The sequence below is a fragment of the Bradyrhizobium symbiodeficiens genome (assembly GCF_002266465.3).
In the GTDB taxonomy this organism is placed as follows: Bacteria; Pseudomonadota; Alphaproteobacteria; order Rhizobiales; family Xanthobacteraceae; genus Bradyrhizobium; species Bradyrhizobium symbiodeficiens.
Window position 1 is genome coordinate 319,267 of the sequence record NZ_CP029427.2, and the last position, 15,620, is coordinate 334,886.

Here is a 15,620-nt window from a genome sequence, read left to right on the forward strand (position 1 = left end):
GCTTGCGCCGTTCCTGCAGCTGGGATCCCGCGGGCTGCTTGACCGAGGCGCGCTTCTGCTCGTGCGAGGACCGCTCCCCGGTTGGGCGGGGAGGATTGGGGCTTGGGCCGTCAGGCCATGGTGTCCTCCTTCGGAAGGGATGGGCCTTGGCCCGTCGCATCTGCCAGGCAGTGCGCAGCCAGACTATCAGATTTATCAAATCTATCATTATCATCAAATTTATCAAAATAGGAGGAGCCTCCCCTTGTCAACGGGGGCGGGAGCACGACATTGTGAGGTCGGGGACGGGCACGGCCGCCGAACGGCCGGGGCAAAGTTGGGCTCTATGGACAAGGACATTCTGACCACGGCGGAGGCTGCCAAGATTTTGGGAGTCTCGGTCCGCACGGCACAGCTTCTGATCGAAGGCGGCTCGATCACCTCCTGGAAAACTCCAGGGGGCCATCGACGGGTCTACCGCCGCGACGTTCTCGCGCAGATCACCGGGCCCGCTCAGACGGCAATAGCTGCTTCCGCGCGGGTGATCGTCATTGCGCGCCCGGAACGCATGGCCGATTACGAAGCGGCTGTCGGGAAGGTCAAATATTGCGTCGTCGAGCGCTACACCGACGTTTATGCGGCGCTGCTCGCGATCGGCTCCCGGCTGCCGGCGGCGGTCGTCATCGAAGCCGAACCATCGGACGCCGCCAGGTTGGCCGTGCTGGAGAGCTTGCGCTCCGATCCGGCGCTTGGAGGCACACAGATCCTGGTTGTCGGCCGTTCGGCGGCAGACGTCGGGATGACGCGGTTCATCGATGGATTACCCGCGCTACCCGAGGCAGTCGAGACCGCGATCCGGGGTGCCGTCGAGCCTCCCGCTCCGTTCGAGACGCCGCCGTCTTTTCCGTTTCCGGCCAACGAGGGCCAGCGGCTTGTTGCGCTCGAGCGCTCCGGCCTCGTCGACACGCCGCCGGAGGATGCCTTCGATCGTCTGACGTGGTTGGCAGCGCGCAGCCTCGATGCTCCCGTCGCACTGTTGACGCTGCTCACCCCGACCCGGCAATGGTTCAAGTCGCGCTACGGGCTCGATATGGCCGATACGCCGCGCGGCTGGGCGTTCTGCAATTACACAATTCTACAGAAGGATATCATGGTCGCGGAGAACCTCGCGACCGACGAGCGCTTCGTGGAGAATCCGGCCGTGTCGGGAGAACTGGGGTTTCGGTTCTACGCCGGCTGTCCGGTGGTCGATCCCGACGGCTTCACGCTCGGTTCGCTCTGCGTGATCGACACAAGGCCCCGCACGCTCGACGATACCCAGAAGCAGATCCTCGCCAGTCTCGCTGCGCTCGCTTCGGACGAGATCAAGCTGCGCGTCACCGACCGCCAATTGCGCCGGGCGGTCGAGCACGGGACTTCAAGGGGAAGTGCGGCCGCGGCGCCAGCCCGGTCCGACAACAAGCGCGACGCCGAGCATCGGCAGGGCAGCGCGTGACACGAGGTGAGTGTCACGCAGCGCTGATCAGATCTGGCGTTCGACCATCTTGAGCTTGAGCTCGGCGATGGCCTCGGCCGGGTTCAGTCCCTTCGGGCAGGCCTTGGCGCAGTTCATGATGGTGTGGCAGCGGTAGAGGCGGAACGGATCCTCGAGATCGTCGAGACGCTCGCCGGTCGCCTCGTCGCGCGAATCGGACACCCAGCGGTTGGCCTGGAGCAGCGCGGCGGGACCGAGATAACGTTCGCTGTTCCACCAATAGCTCGGGCACGAGGTCGAGCAGCAGGCGCACAGGATGCACTCGTAGAGGCCGTCGAGCTTCTCGCGATCCTCGTGGGTCTGACGCCATTCCTTCTGCGGCGTCGGCGAGGTCGTCTTCAGCCACGGCTCGACCGAGGCATATTGCGCGTAGAAATTGGTGAGGTCGGGGACGAGGTCCTTCACGACCGGCTGGTGCGGCAGCGGATTGATCTTCACCGCGCCGTCCTTCACGTCGTGCATCGAGCGGGTGCAGGCCAGCGTGTTCTGGCCGTCGATGTTCATGGCGCAGGAGCCGCAGACGCCTTCGCGGCAGGAGCGGCGGAAGGTCAGCGACGGGTCGATGTGGTTCTTGATCCAGATCAGGCCGTCCAGCACCATCGGACCGCAATCATTGGTGTCGACGTAATAGGTGTCGACGCTCGGATTCTTGCCGTCGTCCGGGTTCCAGCGATAGACGCGAAACTCGCGGGTCTCGGTCGCGCCCGCGGGCTTCGGCCAGGTCTTGCCGCCGGTGATCTTGGAGTTCTTCGGAAGTGCGAATTCAACCATCTCGATAAGGCCTTCGCTGTTCGATCAGTACACGCGCGTCGCTTAGTAAACGCGCGCCTTGGGCGGGATGTACTGCACGTCGTTGGTCATGGTGTAGTCGTGAACCGGGCGATACTCGATCTTGACCTTGCCGGAATCCTCCAGCCAGGCCAGCGTGTGCTTCATCCAGTTCTTGTCGTCGCGGTCGGAGAAGTCCTCGCGCGCATGCGCGCCGCGGCTCTCGGTGCGGTTGGCGGCCGAGTTCATCGTCACCACCGCCTGCGAGATCAGATTGTCGAATTCCAGCGTTTCGACGAGGTCGGAATTCCACACCAGCGAGCGGTCGGACACGGCGATGTCGGTGATGCCGCTGTGGACCTTCGCGATCAGGTTCTGGCCTTCGCTCAGAACTTCGCCGGTGCGGAACACCGCGCAATTTGTCTGCATCACGTTCTGCATGCCTTCGCGCAGCTTCGCGGTCGGCGTGCCGCCGGAGGCGTAGCGGTAATGGTCGAGGCGACCCAGCGCGAGATCCGACGAGTTCGCCGGCAGCTCGGGCTGCTTGGCGTTCGGCGTCAGCTTCTCGGCGAGACGGAGCGCCGCGGCGCGGCCGAACACGACGAGATCGATCAGCGAGTTGGAGCCGAGGCGGTTGGCGCCGTGCACCGAGACGCAGGCGGCTTCGCCGATCGCCATCAGGCCGGGGATGATGGCGTTGTCGTCACCGTCCTTCTTGGTCAGCACTTCGCCATGATAATTGGTCGGGATACCGCCCATGTTGTAGTGCACGGTCGGCACGATCGGGATCGGCTCGCGCGTCACATCGACATTGGCGAAGATCTTTGCGGATTCGGAGATGCCCGGTAGCCGCTCGGCCAGCACCGCGGGATCGAGATGATCCAGATGCAGGAAGATGTGATCCTTCTTCTTGCCGACGCCGCGTCCCTCGCGGATCTCGATGGTCATCGCGCGCGAGACGACGTCACGCGAAGCGAGGTCCTTGGCCGACGGCGCATAGCGCTCCATGAAGCGCTCGCCCTCGGAGTTGACGAGATAGCCGCCTTCGCCGCGCGCGCCCTCGGTGACGAGACAGCCCGAGCCGTAGATGCCGGTCGGGTGGAACTGCACGAACTCCATGTCCTGCATCGGCAGGCCGGCGCGCAGCACCATGCCGCCGCCGTCGCCGGTGCAGGTATGGGCCGAGGTGCAGGAGGCGTAGGCGCGGCCGTAGCCGCCCGTCGCCAGGATCACGGTCTGGGCGCGGAAGCGGTGCAGCGTGCCGTCGTCGAGCTTGAGCGCGATGACGCCGCGGCAAGTGCCCTGGTCGTCCATGATCAGGTCGATGGCGAAGAACTCGATGAAGAATTCGGCGGCGTGGCGCAGCGACTGGCCGTACATCGTGTGCAGCATGGCGTGACCGGTGCGGTCGGCGGCGGCGCAGGTGCGCTGCGCCTGGCCCTTGCCGAAGTCCATGGTCATGCCGCCGAACGGTCGCTGGTAGATCTTGCCGTCCTCGGTGCGCGAAAACGGAACGCCCCAATGCTCGAGCTCGTAGACCGCGTCGGGCGCGTTGCGCACCATGTATTCGATCGCGTCCTGGTCGCCGAGCCAGTCCGACCCCTTCACGGTGTCGTACATATGCCAGCGCCAGTCGTCCTTGTGCATGTTGCCGAGCGAGGCGGAGATGCCGCCCTGCGCAGCGACCGTGTGCGAGCGGGTCGGAAACACCTTGGTGATGCAGGCTGTCTTCAGGCCCGCTTCGCTGCAGCCGACCACGGCGCGCAGTCCCGCGCCGCCGGCACCGACCACGACGACGTCATAGGTGTGGTCTTCGATCGGATAGGCTTTTCCGTTCGTGGCGGGAGCGCCGTTGCCCTTGCCATTGGTCTCGGTGGCCATGGGTTACACTCCGGAGGAAAGTTTCAGGATCGCGTAGGTCGAGGCGAGCGCCACGGCGACCGAGAAGAAATTGTTGAGCATGACCGAGACGAGCTTCAGCTTCTCGTTATGGACGTAGTCCTCGATCACCACTTGCATGCCGATCTTCATGTGCCAGGCGCTGGCGAAGATGAAGAGGAGCAGGATCACCGCGACGGGAATGGAGCTCAGCGTCTGCGCAACGTAGACCTGGTTGCGGCCGAGCAGCATCACGATGATCACCAGCGCCGGGATCATCAGCAGCGTCATGGCGACGCCGGTGATGCGCTGGCGCCAGAAATCGGACGTGCCGGAATGCGCGGCGCCGAGATTGCGGACGCGGCCGAGCGGGGTGCGCAGGCTGCGTTTCGGCGTATCGGATGCGCTCATCGGCCACCTCCGTTCGCATAGGCGACGATCCAGATCAGCACCGTCAGCGCGATGCCGCCGATCAGGGCGCCCCAGGTCAGCGCTTCCCGCTCATTGGCCTTGAAGCCGTAGCCGAGGTCCCAGATGAAATGCCGGATGCCGCTGAGCATATGGTGCATCAGCGCCCAGGTGTAGCCGAACACGATCAGCCGCCCGATGATGCTGCCGGCAAAGGCCTGGACGTGCGCGTAGGCGGTAGGTCCGGAAGCCGCCGCAACCAGCCACCAGACCAGCAGCAGGGTTCCGAAATAGAGGGCAATACCGGTGGCGCGATGGATGATGGACAGGGCCATCGTCAGCGTCCAGCGGTACACTTGCATGTGCGGCGAAAGTGGTCGTTCGATCCGTGCGGTCATGGGCTTTGATATTTTTATGGCGGCCCGGCAGGGGGCGCGCGGGGATCGGAAAGGTCGGCTCTATTTACGGAGTCGATTTGGCCTGCGCAATCTCCAAATTGCCATAAATCGAACGGTGGTTCAGCTCTAGAGCCTTGATGAAACAAGGCCAATCAGGGGCTTGGTATACCAGAGCGTCGGTCCGCCAACTAAATATCGAATATTGATTCATTATTTTAGGAGCGTGGGAGACGCATTGAAATCACTATTGGAACGCCTCTAACCCGCCGTTCGGCGCTTGGCGCTCGCTCCGGTTGGTCCATGCGGTCCAATCGGCCCTCTCCAAGGCAGAGCGCGACCCGGTCCCCGCACGCCGGCTCTGTTCGCTGCGGCCGCGGATATGCGCGGCCCGCATTCCACCCCAGCCGGAACGCTCCGAGCGTCGACCGGACCAATCAGATCGCCTAAAGCTGCGAACGCAGCTGTCTTCGAACCGGCATCTCGGAGAAGTTGCGACCGGGCGCCGGGGCAGGTCAGGGGTGATTGCAGGACTTGATATCAAGGACATCGTCGAGCTCGCGCTGTTGCTGATCGCAACCGGCGCGCTTTCGGGATTCCTGGCCGGCGTGTTCGGCATCGGCGGCGGCGCGATTCTCGTGCCGGTGTTCTACGAATGCTTCCGCATCGCCGGCGTGCCGCTGGAGGTGCGCATGCCGCTTTGCATCGGCACCTCGCTCGCGGTGATCATCCCGACCTCGATCCGTTCGTTCCAGGCGCATTACAAGCGCGGCGCCGTCGACTTGGCGATCCTGCGGGTGTGGTGGCTGCCGATCGTGATCGGTGTCGTCGCCGGCAGCGTGGTCGCGCGCTATGCGCCGGAGCGGCTGTTCAAGATCGTGTTCGTCTGCGTCGCCTATTCGGCGGCAGCGCGACTCGTCTTCGCGCGCGAAGGCTGGAAGTTCGGTGACGACCTGCCGAAGGGCCCGCTGATGCGCGCCTACGGCTTCTGTGTCGGCATCCTCTCGACCCTGATGGGCATCGGCGGCGGCCTGTTCTCGAATCTGCTGATGACGTTCTACGGCCGTCCGATCCATCAGGCGGTCGCGACCTCGTCGGCGCTGGCGGTCTTGATCTCGATCCCCGGCGCGCTCGGCTACATCTATGCCGGCTGGCCGGCGGCGGCGAACTATCCGGCCGTCGCAGCGCTGCAAGTGCCGTTCGCGCTCGGCTACGTCTCGCTGATCGGCGCCGTGCTGGTGATGCCGATGAGCCTCGTCACCGCGCCGCTGGGCGTGCGGGCCGCGCATGCGATGTCGAAGCGGACGCTGGAGGTGGCGTTCGGCTGCTATCTATTTGTCGTTGGCAGCCGATTCGTGCTGAGCTTGGTCGGCGGACACTAATTGACCACCCCGTCCTTCAATCTCACTTCGCTGTGGCCCCACATTTGAAGATTGCCTTGCGCTTCCAGAAGATCGGCATCGACCAACGCCTGAATGCGGGCTGCAAAGACCTCAAAATCGACAGGAGCCGCTAGCGCTTCTTCTTTTTCGACCCTCTCAACCGCGCGATACAGGACCATTGCCACCTTCTGCCATCGTGGCTCCATGACAGAGAAAATGACGCGATCCAAATCGGTCTCCAGCACAGAGGACGGAAGTGAAGCGTCTTCCCACCGAAGTGTGCTGTGGATGGTGGCAGGCGGTCCCGGCGGTTCAAGGTCGGGAAATCGCTTGTAGATCAGTCGCAGAAGCTCGAATTGCAAATGGAAAACTGCCGTTACGAGCGGTTCTGCAAATAGCCTTCTGCCGTCATCGCCAACCTCGACGATCGCGGCCTCCGCTCGCCGGAATGCGGCGGCTGCATCGAGCAGATGCTTGTGTATCTTCTTGGCTTGCTCTCGGTTCATGTCCCCCCATCCCCGGAGCGATCGCCCCTATTTTTTCGCGTAAATGTCCTTGTACGTATCGCGCAGCACGTTCTTCTGCACCTTGCCCATCGTGTTGCGCGGCAGCTCGTCGACGACGAAGACGCGCTTGGGCATCTTGAACTTCGCGATCCGTCCGTCGAGCGCGTGCAGCACGGCGGCTTCAGTGACATCGGCGCCCTTGTTGCAGACCAGCACCGCCGTAACGCCTTCGCCGAAATCGGCATGCGGCACGCCGATCACCGCGGATTCCACCACGCCGGGCATGGCGTCGATCTCGCTCTCGATCTCCTTGGGGTAGACGTTGAAGCCGCCCGAGATGACCAGATCCTTGCCGCGGCCGAGAATGTGGACGTAGCCCTTGCCGTCGATCTTGCCGAGGTCGCCGGTGATGAAGAAGCCGTCGTCGCGGAATTCGGACTTGGTCTTCTCCGGCATGCGCCAATAGCCCTTGAAGACGTTCGGGCCCTTGACCTCGATCATGCCGATCTCCTCGCGCGGCAGCTCCTTGCCGGTCTCGGGCTCGGTCACGCGCACGGAGACGCCGGGCAAGGGAAAGCCGACTGCGCCGGGCACGCGCTCGCCGTCATAGGGATTCGACGTGTTCATGTTGGTCTCGGTCATGCCGTAGCGCTCGAGCACGGCGTGGCCCGTCCGCGCCGACCATTCGCGATGGGTCTCCGCCAGCAGCGGCGCCGAACCCGAGATGAACAGCCGCATGTGCTTCGTGGTGTCGCGCGATAGCGCGGAATTCTGCAGAAGCCGCGTGTAGAAGGTCGGCACGCCCATCAACACCGTGGCCCGCGCCATCAGCTTGATGATCAAATCCGGGTCGAGCTTCGGCAGGAAGATCATCGAGGCACGTGCGAACAGCGTCACGTTGGTGGCCACGAACAGGCCGTGCGTATGGTAGATCGGCAGTGCGTGGATCAGCACGTCCTTGTCGGTAAAGCGCCAGTAGCCGACGAGCGAGAGCGAGTTCGACGCCAGATTATCATGCGTCAGCATCGCGCCCTTCGAGCGGCCGGTGGTGCCGGACGTATAGAGGATCGCGGCGAGATCGCCGTTTTCGCGAGGCACCGTCGTGAAGTCGCTACTCGCCTTGTCGGCGGCCTCGGTCAGCGAGCCTTTGCCGTCAGCTCCGAGCGTCTCGATCTTGGCTTTCACCTTGGCGGCGATCGGGGCGAGGCCCTCGGCCTTGGAGGGATCGCACACCACCAGCGAGGGCTCGGCGTCGCCGATGAAGTAGTCGAGCTCGTTGAGCGTATAGGCGGTGTTGAGCGGCAGATAGACCGCGCCGGCCCTCACAGTGCCGAGATACAGCACGATATTGGCGACGGACTTTTCGACTTGCACCGCGACGCGGTCGCCCGGCTTCACGCCGCGCGCGACCAGCACATTCGCCATCTGCCCGGCCCGCGCGATCAGATCGCCATAGCTGATATGGCCGCCGTCATGCGTCTCGATAGCAAGGCGCGCAGGGTTGTCGAGGCCGTCGAACAGGCGGGAAAACAAATTGGCGTTGGCAGCTGGGTTCATGCAACATTCCTCACCGGCGAAGGCCGGTCAAACCGAGGGCTGGATTAGCAAAAACCGCCCCGATGAAGCAACGGAGACAGTTTGCATGTCAAAAAACGGGAAACGCGTGGCCTGGGTCACGGGTGGCGGCAGCGGGATCGGGGAGGCCGGCGCCGAGGCGCTGGCTGCCGACGGCTGGACGGTGGTGGTGTCGGGCCGGCGGAAGGACGCCCTGGATGCCGTCGTGGCGAAGATTACCGGGGCCGGCGGGTCGGCGGAGGCCATCGCCCTCGACGTGTCCAATGCCGCCGAAGCCCAAAAGGCGGCCGACCAGATCGTCGCAAAGCACGGCCGCATCGACCTCCTGGTCAACAATGCCGGTATCAATGTCCCCAAGCGCAGTTGGAAGGACATGGAACTGGAAGGCTGGGACCAGCTGGTCCAGGTCAATCTCAACGGCGTGCTCTATTGCATGCGCGCGGTGCTGCCGACGATGCGCAAGCAGCAGGACGGCGCGATCATCAACGTCTCGTCCTGGGCCGGCCGCCATGTCTCGAAGATGCCGGGCCCGGCCTACACGACCACCAAACATGCGGTGCTGGCGTTGACCCATTCCTTCAATATGGACGAATGCGTCAACGGCCTGCGCGCCTGCTGCCTGATGCCGGGCGAGGTGGCGACGCCCATCTTGAAGCTGCGCCCGGTGGTGCCGAGCGAGGAGGAGCAGGCGAAGATGCTGCAATCCGAAGACCTCGGCCGCACCATCGCGTTCATCGCGAGCATGCCGGCCAGAGTTTGCATCAACGAGGTGCTGATCAGTCCCACGCATAATCGCGGATTCATTCAGACGCCGAACAACAGGGACTGAGGCGCGACGACCGCGCGGCAATTTTCCCTCGTCGTCCCGGATCTGCGCTGTGCTTGTCCGGGACGACAGTGTGGGACGTTCACGCACCACACGAACTCGCCACTCCATAGTTTCACGCATCACAAAGAATTTTTCTCCGAAACCGCACGGTGAACCCTCCCGTAGTTCGGTGCAACGACGGCGCTGCTGCTTCACGCCAAAAGGTCGCAGCCGCCGTTGTTGCCCCAACTCAAGACCGGCCATCGCCGGTTACAATTCAATCGGGAGACCTTCCATGTCGAAGCGCATTGCCTATCTCGCTGCCGCCGCCTTCAGCGCCATGGCCATCACCGCGACCGTCGTCGCGCCTGCCCGCGCCGAGGAGAAGACCGTCATGGTCGGCGGCGCCGCGATGTTCCCGTCCAAGAACATCGTGCAGAACGCGGTCAATTCGAAGGACCACACCACGCTGGTGGCGGCGGTGAAGGCGGCCGGCCTGGTGCCGACGCTGGAAGGCAAGGGTCCTTTCACCGTGTTCGCGCCGACCAACGCCGCCTTCGGCAAGTTGCCAGCCGGCACCGTCGACAATCTGGTCAAGCCCGAGAACAAGGCGACGTTGACCAAGATCCTCACCTACCATGTCGTCCCCGGCAAGCTGGAGGCCTCCGACCTCACCGACGGCAAGAAGCTGAAGACCGCCGAAGGCGAGGAACTGACGGTGAAGAAGCAGGACGGCAAGGTCTGGATCGTCGATGCCAAGGGCGGCACCTCGATGGTGACGATCCCCAACGTCAACCAGTCGAACGGCGTCATCCACGTGGTCGACACCGTGCTGATGCCGGCGTCGTAACACCGCACGCTCCTGTTTCATCCCGACGGGATGCTTCGAAACGGCGAGCCGGGGATGCCCGGCTCGCCGTTTTGTGACCACCATAGCCTGACGGCATCGGTTCAATGGCTGATAAGGGCGTAACGAAAGCCGGCGGCCCGGCGTATAATTGCCAACACACGATCCCCAGGACGGAACCATCATGGCGAGCCTCACAGTTTCCGACGAGCAGGTCAGTGCCGCCCCGGCCAAAGTGATCCAGCCGGCCTGGGTCCGCGTCATGCACTGGGTCAATGCGTTGGCCATGATCCTGATGATCCTGTCGGGCTGGCAGATCTACAACGCCTCGCCGCTGTTCGGCTTCAGCTTCCCGCGCGAGTACACGCTCGGCGGCTGGCTCGGCGGCGGCCTACTTTGGCACTTTGCCGCGATGTGGCTGTTGATGGTCAACGGCCTCGCCTATCTCGTCGCGGGCTTTGCCACCGGCCGTTTCCGCAAGAAGCTGTTTCCAATCACCGCGTCGGGCGTGCTTCACGACGTCAGGGCTGCGCTGACCTTCAAGCTCGGCCATGACGACCTCACCGTCTACAATTACGTGCAGCGCCTGCTCTATGCCGGCATCATCGTGGTCGGCGTGCTGATCGTGCTGTCGGGCCTCGGGATGTGGAAACCGGTGCAACTGCATTGGCTGGTGATGCTGTTCGGCGACTATCCGACCGCACGCTATGTCCACTTCTTCTGCATGGCCGCGATCTGCGCCTTTCTCGTCGTTCACGTCCTGCTCGCGCTGCTGGTGCCGAAGAGCCTGCGCGCCATGATCATCGGCCGTTGAGGGAGCAAGTCATGGCAAAGCGTTCATTCCTGATCCCCGGCGTCGACAAGCGGCTGCTGATCAAGGACTCCATCAAGACCATGCCCGACGTGACCCGCCGCCGCTTCATCGCGGGCGGCGCCAGCCTGGGCGCGCTGACGCTGCTCACCGGCTGCGACGTGGTCGATTCGTCCTCGGCTGAAAACATGCTGGCCCAGATCTCGAAATTCAACGACGCGGTGCAGGCCTTCATCTTCAATCCCGATGCGCTGGCGCCGACCTTTCCCGAGAGCGCGATCACGAAGCCGTTTCCATTCAATGCCTATTACGATCTCGACGATGCACCCGATATCGACGGCAAGGACTGGAAGCTCGAGGTCCGCGGCCTGGTCGAGAACAAGAAGTCCTGGACGCTGGACGAACTCTACAAATTGCCTGAGGTCACGCAGATCACCCGCCACATCTGCGTCGAGGGCTGGAGCGCGATCGGCAGCTGGACCGGCACGCCGTTGCGCGATTTCCTCAAGCTGATCGGTGCCGACACGCGCGCCAAATACGTCTGGTTCCAGTGCGCCGACAAGGACGGCTACAATTCGCCTCTGGACATGCGCAGCGCGTTGCATCCGCAGACCCAGATGACGTTCAAATACGCGAATGAGATTCTGCCGCGCGCCTACGGCTTCCCCATGAAGATCCGCGTGCCGACAAAGCTCGGCTTCAAGAACCCGAAATACGTCGTCTCGATGGAAGTCACTAACGACTACAAGGGCGGCTATTGGGAAGACCAGGGGTATAATTCGTTCAGCGGGAGCTGAGAGGGCGAATAGCGAATGGGGAATGGCGAATCGGTCAACGCATTCGCCACTCGCTATTCGCTATTCGCCGCTTTCGGCCCTACCTTCCGCTGGCACAACGCCGCGACCGCCCCCAGCGCCAGCAATGCCGCCGATACATTGAGCGCGTAGCTCAGGCTACCCAGCGCGTCGGTGATCGCGCCGACCACGATCGGCCCGAGCGTCTGGCCGACGCCGAACGAGATCGTCATCGCCGCGATCGCGGTCGGCCACATCGCCGGCGGATAGTTGAAGCGCACGAAGGCGGTGGTCGAGCCGACCACGGCGAAGAAGGCGACGCCGAACACGATCGCCGAGACCGCGAGCCATGCCGGCGAATGTCCGAGCATCGGCAGCGCCGCACCGAGCGCGTTGGTGCCGAGGATGATGGCGGTAGCCAATCCGCCGCGATCGAGCGCCAGCACGCCGCGCCAGGCCCAGGGTGTGACGAAAGCGGACAGGCCGATGAGGCCCCAGAACGCGGCCTGCGCCGTGGCCCCTCCGCCGCCGTCGCGCACATAGGCGATCATGAAGGTCATGTAGGCGATGTAGCCGGCGCCGAACAGGAAGTAGCCGGCGAGATAGATCAGCACGGGGAAAACCGCGAACGACGCGTGGCTGCCCTCGGAGAAGCGGACGCTGCTCTCGATGCGGATCAGGAACAGCGGGATCGTCATCGTGACGGACAGCAGCGTCAGCGCCCACCACACGATCCACCATGAGCCGGGCCCGAAATATTGCAGCGTGAACGGGGCGATCAGCCCGGAGGACAGAATGCCGATGCCGGGCCCGGCATAGAACAGGCTGAGCAGGAAGTTGGCTCGCTCGGGGCGCGACTGGGCGATGGTCGCCGCGAGCGCGCCGCCGGCGACGAACCCGGCCGCGGCGCCGAGACCCAGCACGAGGCGCGCCAGGCTCAGCGCGACGAAATTTCCCGTCAGCGCGCAGGTCGCGAGCGCGGCGACGCAGGCCACAGTTCCGCCGCGGATCGCGGCCGCCCAGCCGACGCGCTGGATCAGGCGCGAGGCCACGAGCGCGCCGACGAGATAGCCGACGGCGTTGATGGTGTTCATGAATCCGGCCGCCGAGTAGGACCAGCCGAGGTCCTCCCGCATGTCCGGCAGCACCAGGGCATAGGCAAAGCGGCCGATGCCGAGCCCGACGGTGGCCGCCAGCGACAGCGTCAGGATCAGCCGCGCGGGATGCGCGTCGGGCGGGGGCGGGTCAGGTGCGTGCAAGGGGGTACTCCGGCGTCCTGCACTGTGGCAGGCCCTGCCCGCCTTGCACAGCCGCGCCGCGGCAATGGTGTCTTGCCAAGCACGCAACGCCGCTCTAGCAATCCGGCCGATCGTCATTCCGGGGCGCGCCCCCTTTGGCGCGAGCCCGGAATCCGTTTTTCCGCTTGCGCCGTGGCCCGATGGATTCCGGGCTCGCTCGCTTTGCTCGCGCCCCGGAATGACGACAGAGGATTGAGAAGGAAATCGACTATGGCGACCCACAATCTGCTGCTGCTTCCCGGCGACGGTATCGGCCCCGAGGTGATGGGCGAGGTGAAGCGGCTGATCGACTGGCTCAATTCGGCCGGGATCGCCAAGTTCGAGACCGACACCGGCCTCGTCGGCGGCTCCGCCTATGATGCGCACAAGGTCTCGATCTCCGAGGGCGACATGGCCAAGGCGCTTGCCGCCGATGCCATCATCTTCGGCGCGGTCGGCGGTCCGAAGTGGGACGCGGTGCCTTACGAGGTGCGCCCGGAAGCCGGCCTGCTGCGGCTGCGCAAGGATCTGGCTTTGTTTGCCAACCTGCGTCCCGCGGTGTGCTATCCGGCGCTGGCCGATGCCTCCAGCCTGAAGCGTGAGGCGGTCGAAGGCCTCGACATCATGATCGTGCGCGAGCTCACCGGCGGCGTCTATTTCGGCGAGCCCAAGACCATCACCGATCTCGGCAACGGCCAGAAGCGCGCCATCGATACCCAGGTCTACGACACCTATGAGATCGAGCGCATCGGCCGCGTCGCCTTCGAGCTTGCCCGGAAGCGCAAGAACAAGGTGACGTCGATGGAGAAGCGAAACGTCATGAAGTCGGGCGTGCTCTGGAACGAGGTCATGACCCAGGTCCACAAGCGCGAATACCCTGACGTCACGCTCGAGCACCAGCTCGCCGATTCCGGCGGCATGATGCTGGTGAAGGCGCCGAAGCAGTTCGACGTCATCGTCACCGACAATCTGTTCGGCGACATGCTGTCCGACATCGCCGCGATGCTGACCGGCTCGCTCGGCATGCTGCCGTCGGCCTCGCTCGGCGAGGTCGACGTCAAGAGCAAGAAGCGCAAGGCGTTGTACGAGCCGGTGCACGGCTCGGCGCCTGATATCGCAGGCCAGGGTCTCGCCAATCCGATCGCGATGATCTCGTCCTTCGGCATGGCGCTGCGCTATTCCTTCGACATGGGCGCGCTCGCCGACAAGGTCGATGCAGCGATCGCCGCGGTGCTCGCCAGCGGCCTGCGCACCGCCGACATCAAGTCGGAGGGCACCATTGCCGCCTCGACCACGCAGATGGGCGAAGCGATCCTGAAGGAATTGCAGAAGCTGCACGCGTAGGCAGACGCACCGCTATCGTAGGGTGGGCAAAGCGCTAGCGTGCCCACCGCTTCTATCGCGATTGCCGCGAGATGGTGGGCACGGCGCTTCGCGCCTTGCCCACCCTACGGCACCTGCTCTCGGAGCCACCTCATGGATGCCTCGCCCCGCCCCAAGATCGCGGAAACTATCATCCATGACACGGTGCGCCAGCGCGAGGCGCAGATCGGGCGGCGCTGCGAAATTCTCGCAAACACCCGCATCGAATATGCCTCGCTCGGCGACTACTCCTATCTCGGCGAGAATTGCGAGGTCGCCGACGCGGAAATCGGAAAGTTCACGGCCATCGCCAATTCGGTGCGGATCGGTGCGCCCAATCATCCGATGGGACGGCCGTCGCAGCATCGCTTCACCTATTGCCCGGAATATTACGAGGCCGGCGTGACGCGCGACCGCGACTTCTTCGCGGACCGTCGCGGCGACCGGGTGATCGTCGGCAATGATGTCTGGATCGGGCACGCCGCGATCTTGCTGCCGGGCGTCACCGTCGGCGACGGCGCGGTGATTGCCGCGGGCGCGGTCGTCAGCCGCGATGTCGAGCCCTACACGATCGTCGGCGGCGTTCCCGCGCGCCCCATCCGCAAGCGCTTTGACGATACCGTTGCCGAAAGCCTGCGCCGCATTGCCTGGTGGGATTGGCCGGACGAACTCATCTTCGAGCGCCTGGGCGATTTCCGCTCCGAGGCGATCGAGGACTTTTGCAGGCGCTACGACCCCGCAGCCAACGCGTAAGAGGGACGCATCTCGCACAAACAAAAATGGCCGGGCGCGAGCCCGGCCATTTTGATTCGGTCGATAATTCCGCTCAGTACAGCGGGAAATTCTGCGGATAGCCGCCGACGTCCTGCGGCGGCGAGAGCGGCTGGCGGTCGATCGGGCGATTGAGATTCTCGCGGGCGAAGGACGGATAGCCCACGGCCGGCGGGAAGGCGTAGTCGGAGAATTTGCGGTCGCCCGGATTGACCTCGGTGCCGCCGTCGAGCCAGGAGCGCTTGCTGACATAGATGCGGGTGCGGCCCTGCTGGTAGACGGCGTTGGGGCCGCTCGGGCCGTAATAGTGCCGGCCGCGCTCGTCATAGCGCCTGGTCTTGTTGTCGGCCGAGGCGGGCGTCACGAGGGACGTTGCAATCACGGCGCCCGCTGCAAGCATGGTCGCCAATTTGGCAGAGAATTTCGAGCTCATCACGTCCCCTTCAGGCGGCAGGCCGCCAGTCGATTTCATCCCCATACTAGCCCGGCCGGGGTGAGCGCAACTAGGTCTATTGGGTCACACCA

The 15,620-nt window shown here is 64.2% G+C and carries 16 protein-coding genes; 8 read left to right on the forward strand and 8 right to left on the reverse strand.

Annotated features, from left to right (window positions below; translation table 11 throughout):
• Positions 1-325: 325 nt before the first annotated feature.
• The gene (locus tag CIT39_RS01530) at positions 326-1,474 is read left to right on the forward strand and encodes a GAF domain-containing protein (protein WP_181955131.1); all 1,149 of its coding nucleotides are present in this window, start codon (positions 326-328) and stop codon (positions 1,472-1,474) included.
• Between the two features lie 27 nt (positions 1,475-1,501).
• Here the strand turns inward: CIT39_RS01530 and CIT39_RS01535 are convergent, their stop codons facing one another.
• The 4 genes from CIT39_RS01535 to sdhC are packed head-to-tail and all read right to left on the reverse strand — an operon-like array spanning position 1,502 to position 4,965.
• Positions 1,502-2,284, reverse strand: coding sequence for a succinate dehydrogenase iron-sulfur subunit (locus tag CIT39_RS01535; protein WP_018318931.1), 783 nt, complete (start codon positions 2,282-2,284; stop codon positions 1,502-1,504).
• A gap of 42 nt (positions 2,285-2,326) precedes the next feature.
• On the reverse strand, positions 2,327-4,162 hold the full coding sequence (gene sdhA / locus CIT39_RS01540) for a succinate dehydrogenase flavoprotein subunit (protein ID WP_094972688.1): 1,836 nt from the start codon (positions 4,160-4,162) through the stop codon (positions 2,327-2,329).
• A gap of 3 nt (positions 4,163-4,165) precedes the next feature.
• Positions 4,166-4,570 (reverse strand): succinate dehydrogenase, hydrophobic membrane anchor protein, encoded by a 405-nt coding sequence (sdhD, locus tag CIT39_RS01545; protein ID WP_094890230.1) that lies wholly within the window; start codon positions 4,568-4,570, stop codon positions 4,166-4,168.
• The gene (gene sdhC, locus CIT39_RS01550) at positions 4,567-4,965 is read right to left on the reverse strand and encodes a succinate dehydrogenase, cytochrome b556 subunit (RefSeq protein WP_094972689.1); all 399 of its coding nucleotides are present in this window, start codon (positions 4,963-4,965) and stop codon (positions 4,567-4,569) included. Before sdhC ends, sdhD begins: the two co-directional genes overlap by 4 nt.
• Before the next feature lie 518 nt (positions 4,966-5,483).
• On the opposite strand from sdhC, the gene CIT39_RS01555 reads away from it, so the two are divergent.
• Entirely contained in the window at positions 5,484-6,344 is an 861-nt protein-coding gene (locus tag CIT39_RS01555) for a sulfite exporter TauE/SafE family protein (RefSeq protein WP_094972690.1), read from the forward strand.
• Here the strand turns inward: CIT39_RS01555 and CIT39_RS01560 are convergent.
• Together CIT39_RS01560 and CIT39_RS01565 are read right to left on the reverse strand one after the other, a co-directional pair.
• Entirely contained in the window at positions 6,341-6,850 is a 510-nt protein-coding gene (locus CIT39_RS01560) for a hypothetical protein (protein WP_094972691.1), read from the reverse strand. The two genes, CIT39_RS01555 and CIT39_RS01560, sit on opposite strands and share 4 nt — an antisense overlap.
• Positions 6,851-6,877: 27 nt before the next feature.
• Positions 6,878-8,407, reverse strand: coding sequence for a malonate--CoA ligase (locus CIT39_RS01565; RefSeq protein ID WP_094972692.1), 1,530 nt, complete (start codon positions 8,405-8,407; stop codon positions 6,878-6,880).
• An 85-nt stretch (positions 8,408-8,492) separates the two neighbouring features.
• Here CIT39_RS01565 and CIT39_RS01570 point away from each other — a divergent pair, with 85 nt between their 5' ends.
• The 4 genes from CIT39_RS01570 (at position 8,493) to CIT39_RS01585 (ending at position 11,688) form a co-directional block, all read left to right on the forward strand.
• Positions 8,493-9,254, forward strand: coding sequence for an SDR family oxidoreductase (locus CIT39_RS01570; protein ID WP_094972693.1), 762 nt, complete (start codon positions 8,493-8,495; stop codon positions 9,252-9,254).
• Between the two features lie 274 nt (positions 9,255-9,528).
• Positions 9,529-10,083 carry a fasciclin domain-containing protein gene (locus tag CIT39_RS01575; protein ID WP_094972694.1) on the forward strand — a complete coding sequence of 185 codons (555 nt, stop codon included), beginning with the start codon at positions 9,529-9,531 and terminating at the stop codon, positions 10,081-10,083.
• A gap of 181 nt (positions 10,084-10,264) precedes the next feature.
• Positions 10,265-10,894: a cytochrome b/b6 domain-containing protein gene (locus tag CIT39_RS01580; RefSeq protein WP_094972695.1), complete on the forward strand. Its 630-nt coding sequence runs from the start codon at positions 10,265-10,267 to the stop codon at positions 10,892-10,894.
• 11 nt (positions 10,895-10,905) lie between these two features.
• Complete coding sequence (locus tag CIT39_RS01585) at positions 10,906-11,688, forward strand: molybdopterin-binding protein (protein WP_094972696.1); 783 nt, start codon at positions 10,906-10,908, stop codon at positions 11,686-11,688.
• 53 nt (positions 11,689-11,741) lie between these two features.
• Here the strand turns inward: CIT39_RS01585 and CIT39_RS01590 are convergent, their stop codons facing one another.
• Positions 11,742-12,944, reverse strand: coding sequence for a YbfB/YjiJ family MFS transporter (locus CIT39_RS01590; protein WP_162308840.1), 1,203 nt, complete (start codon positions 12,942-12,944; stop codon positions 11,742-11,744).
• A 249-nt stretch (positions 12,945-13,193) separates the two neighbouring features.
• On the opposite strand from CIT39_RS01590, the gene leuB reads away from it, so the two are divergent.
• Both leuB and CIT39_RS01600 read left to right on the forward strand, forming a co-directional pair.
• A complete protein-coding gene (gene leuB / locus CIT39_RS01595; RefSeq protein WP_094972698.1) occupies positions 13,194-14,306 on the forward strand; it encodes a 3-isopropylmalate dehydrogenase in 1,113 nt (370 codons plus the stop codon).
• A gap of 132 nt (positions 14,307-14,438) precedes the next feature.
• Positions 14,439-15,077: a DapH/DapD/GlmU-related protein gene (locus CIT39_RS01600; protein WP_094972699.1), complete on the forward strand. Its 639-nt coding sequence runs from the start codon at positions 14,439-14,441 to the stop codon at positions 15,075-15,077.
• A gap of 73 nt (positions 15,078-15,150) precedes the next feature.
• Here CIT39_RS01600 and CIT39_RS01605 read toward each other — a convergent pair whose 3' ends face one another.
• On the reverse strand, positions 15,151-15,573 hold the full coding sequence (locus tag CIT39_RS01605; RefSeq protein WP_094972700.1) for a hypothetical protein: 423 nt from the start codon (positions 15,571-15,573) through the stop codon (positions 15,151-15,153).
• Positions 15,574-15,620: the final 47 nt, after the last annotated feature.

Excerpts from the sequence above, each read along its gene's own strand:
- CIT39_RS01530 (WP_181955131.1), top strand. The coding sequence starts at position 326 with ATGGACAAGGACATTCTGACCACGGCGGAGGCTGCCAAGATTTTGGGA.
- CIT39_RS01535 (WP_018318931.1), bottom strand. The coding sequence starts at position 2,284 with ATGGTTGAATTCGCACTTCCGAAGAACTCCAAGATCACCGGCGGCAAG.
- sdhA (WP_094972688.1), bottom strand. The coding sequence starts at position 4,162 with ATGGCCACCGAGACCAATGGCAAGGGCAACGGCGCTCCCGCCACGAAC.
- sdhD (WP_094890230.1), bottom strand. The coding sequence starts at position 4,570 with ATGAGCGCATCCGATACGCCGAAACGCAGCCTGCGCACCCCGCTCGGC.
- sdhC (WP_094972689.1), bottom strand. The coding sequence starts at position 4,965 with ATGACCGCACGGATCGAACGACCACTTTCGCCGCACATGCAAGTGTAC.
- CIT39_RS01560 (WP_094972691.1), bottom strand. The coding sequence starts at position 6,850 with ATGAACCGAGAGCAAGCCAAGAAGATACACAAGCATCTGCTCGATGCA.
- CIT39_RS01565 (WP_094972692.1), bottom strand. The coding sequence starts at position 8,407 with ATGAACCCAGCTGCCAACGCCAATTTGTTTTCCCGCCTGTTCGACGGC.
- CIT39_RS01570 (WP_094972693.1), top strand. The coding sequence starts at position 8,493 with ATGTCAAAAAACGGGAAACGCGTGGCCTGGGTCACGGGTGGCGGCAGC.
- CIT39_RS01575 (WP_094972694.1), top strand. The coding sequence starts at position 9,529 with ATGTCGAAGCGCATTGCCTATCTCGCTGCCGCCGCCTTCAGCGCCATG.
- CIT39_RS01580 (WP_094972695.1), top strand. The coding sequence starts at position 10,265 with ATGGCGAGCCTCACAGTTTCCGACGAGCAGGTCAGTGCCGCCCCGGCC.
- CIT39_RS01585 (WP_094972696.1), top strand. The coding sequence starts at position 10,906 with ATGGCAAAGCGTTCATTCCTGATCCCCGGCGTCGACAAGCGGCTGCTG.
- leuB (WP_094972698.1), top strand. The coding sequence starts at position 13,194 with ATGGCGACCCACAATCTGCTGCTGCTTCCCGGCGACGGTATCGGCCCC.
- CIT39_RS01600 (WP_094972699.1), top strand. The coding sequence starts at position 14,439 with ATGGATGCCTCGCCCCGCCCCAAGATCGCGGAAACTATCATCCATGAC.
- CIT39_RS01605 (WP_094972700.1), bottom strand. The coding sequence starts at position 15,573 with ATGGGGATGAAATCGACTGGCGGCCTGCCGCCTGAAGGGGACGTGATG.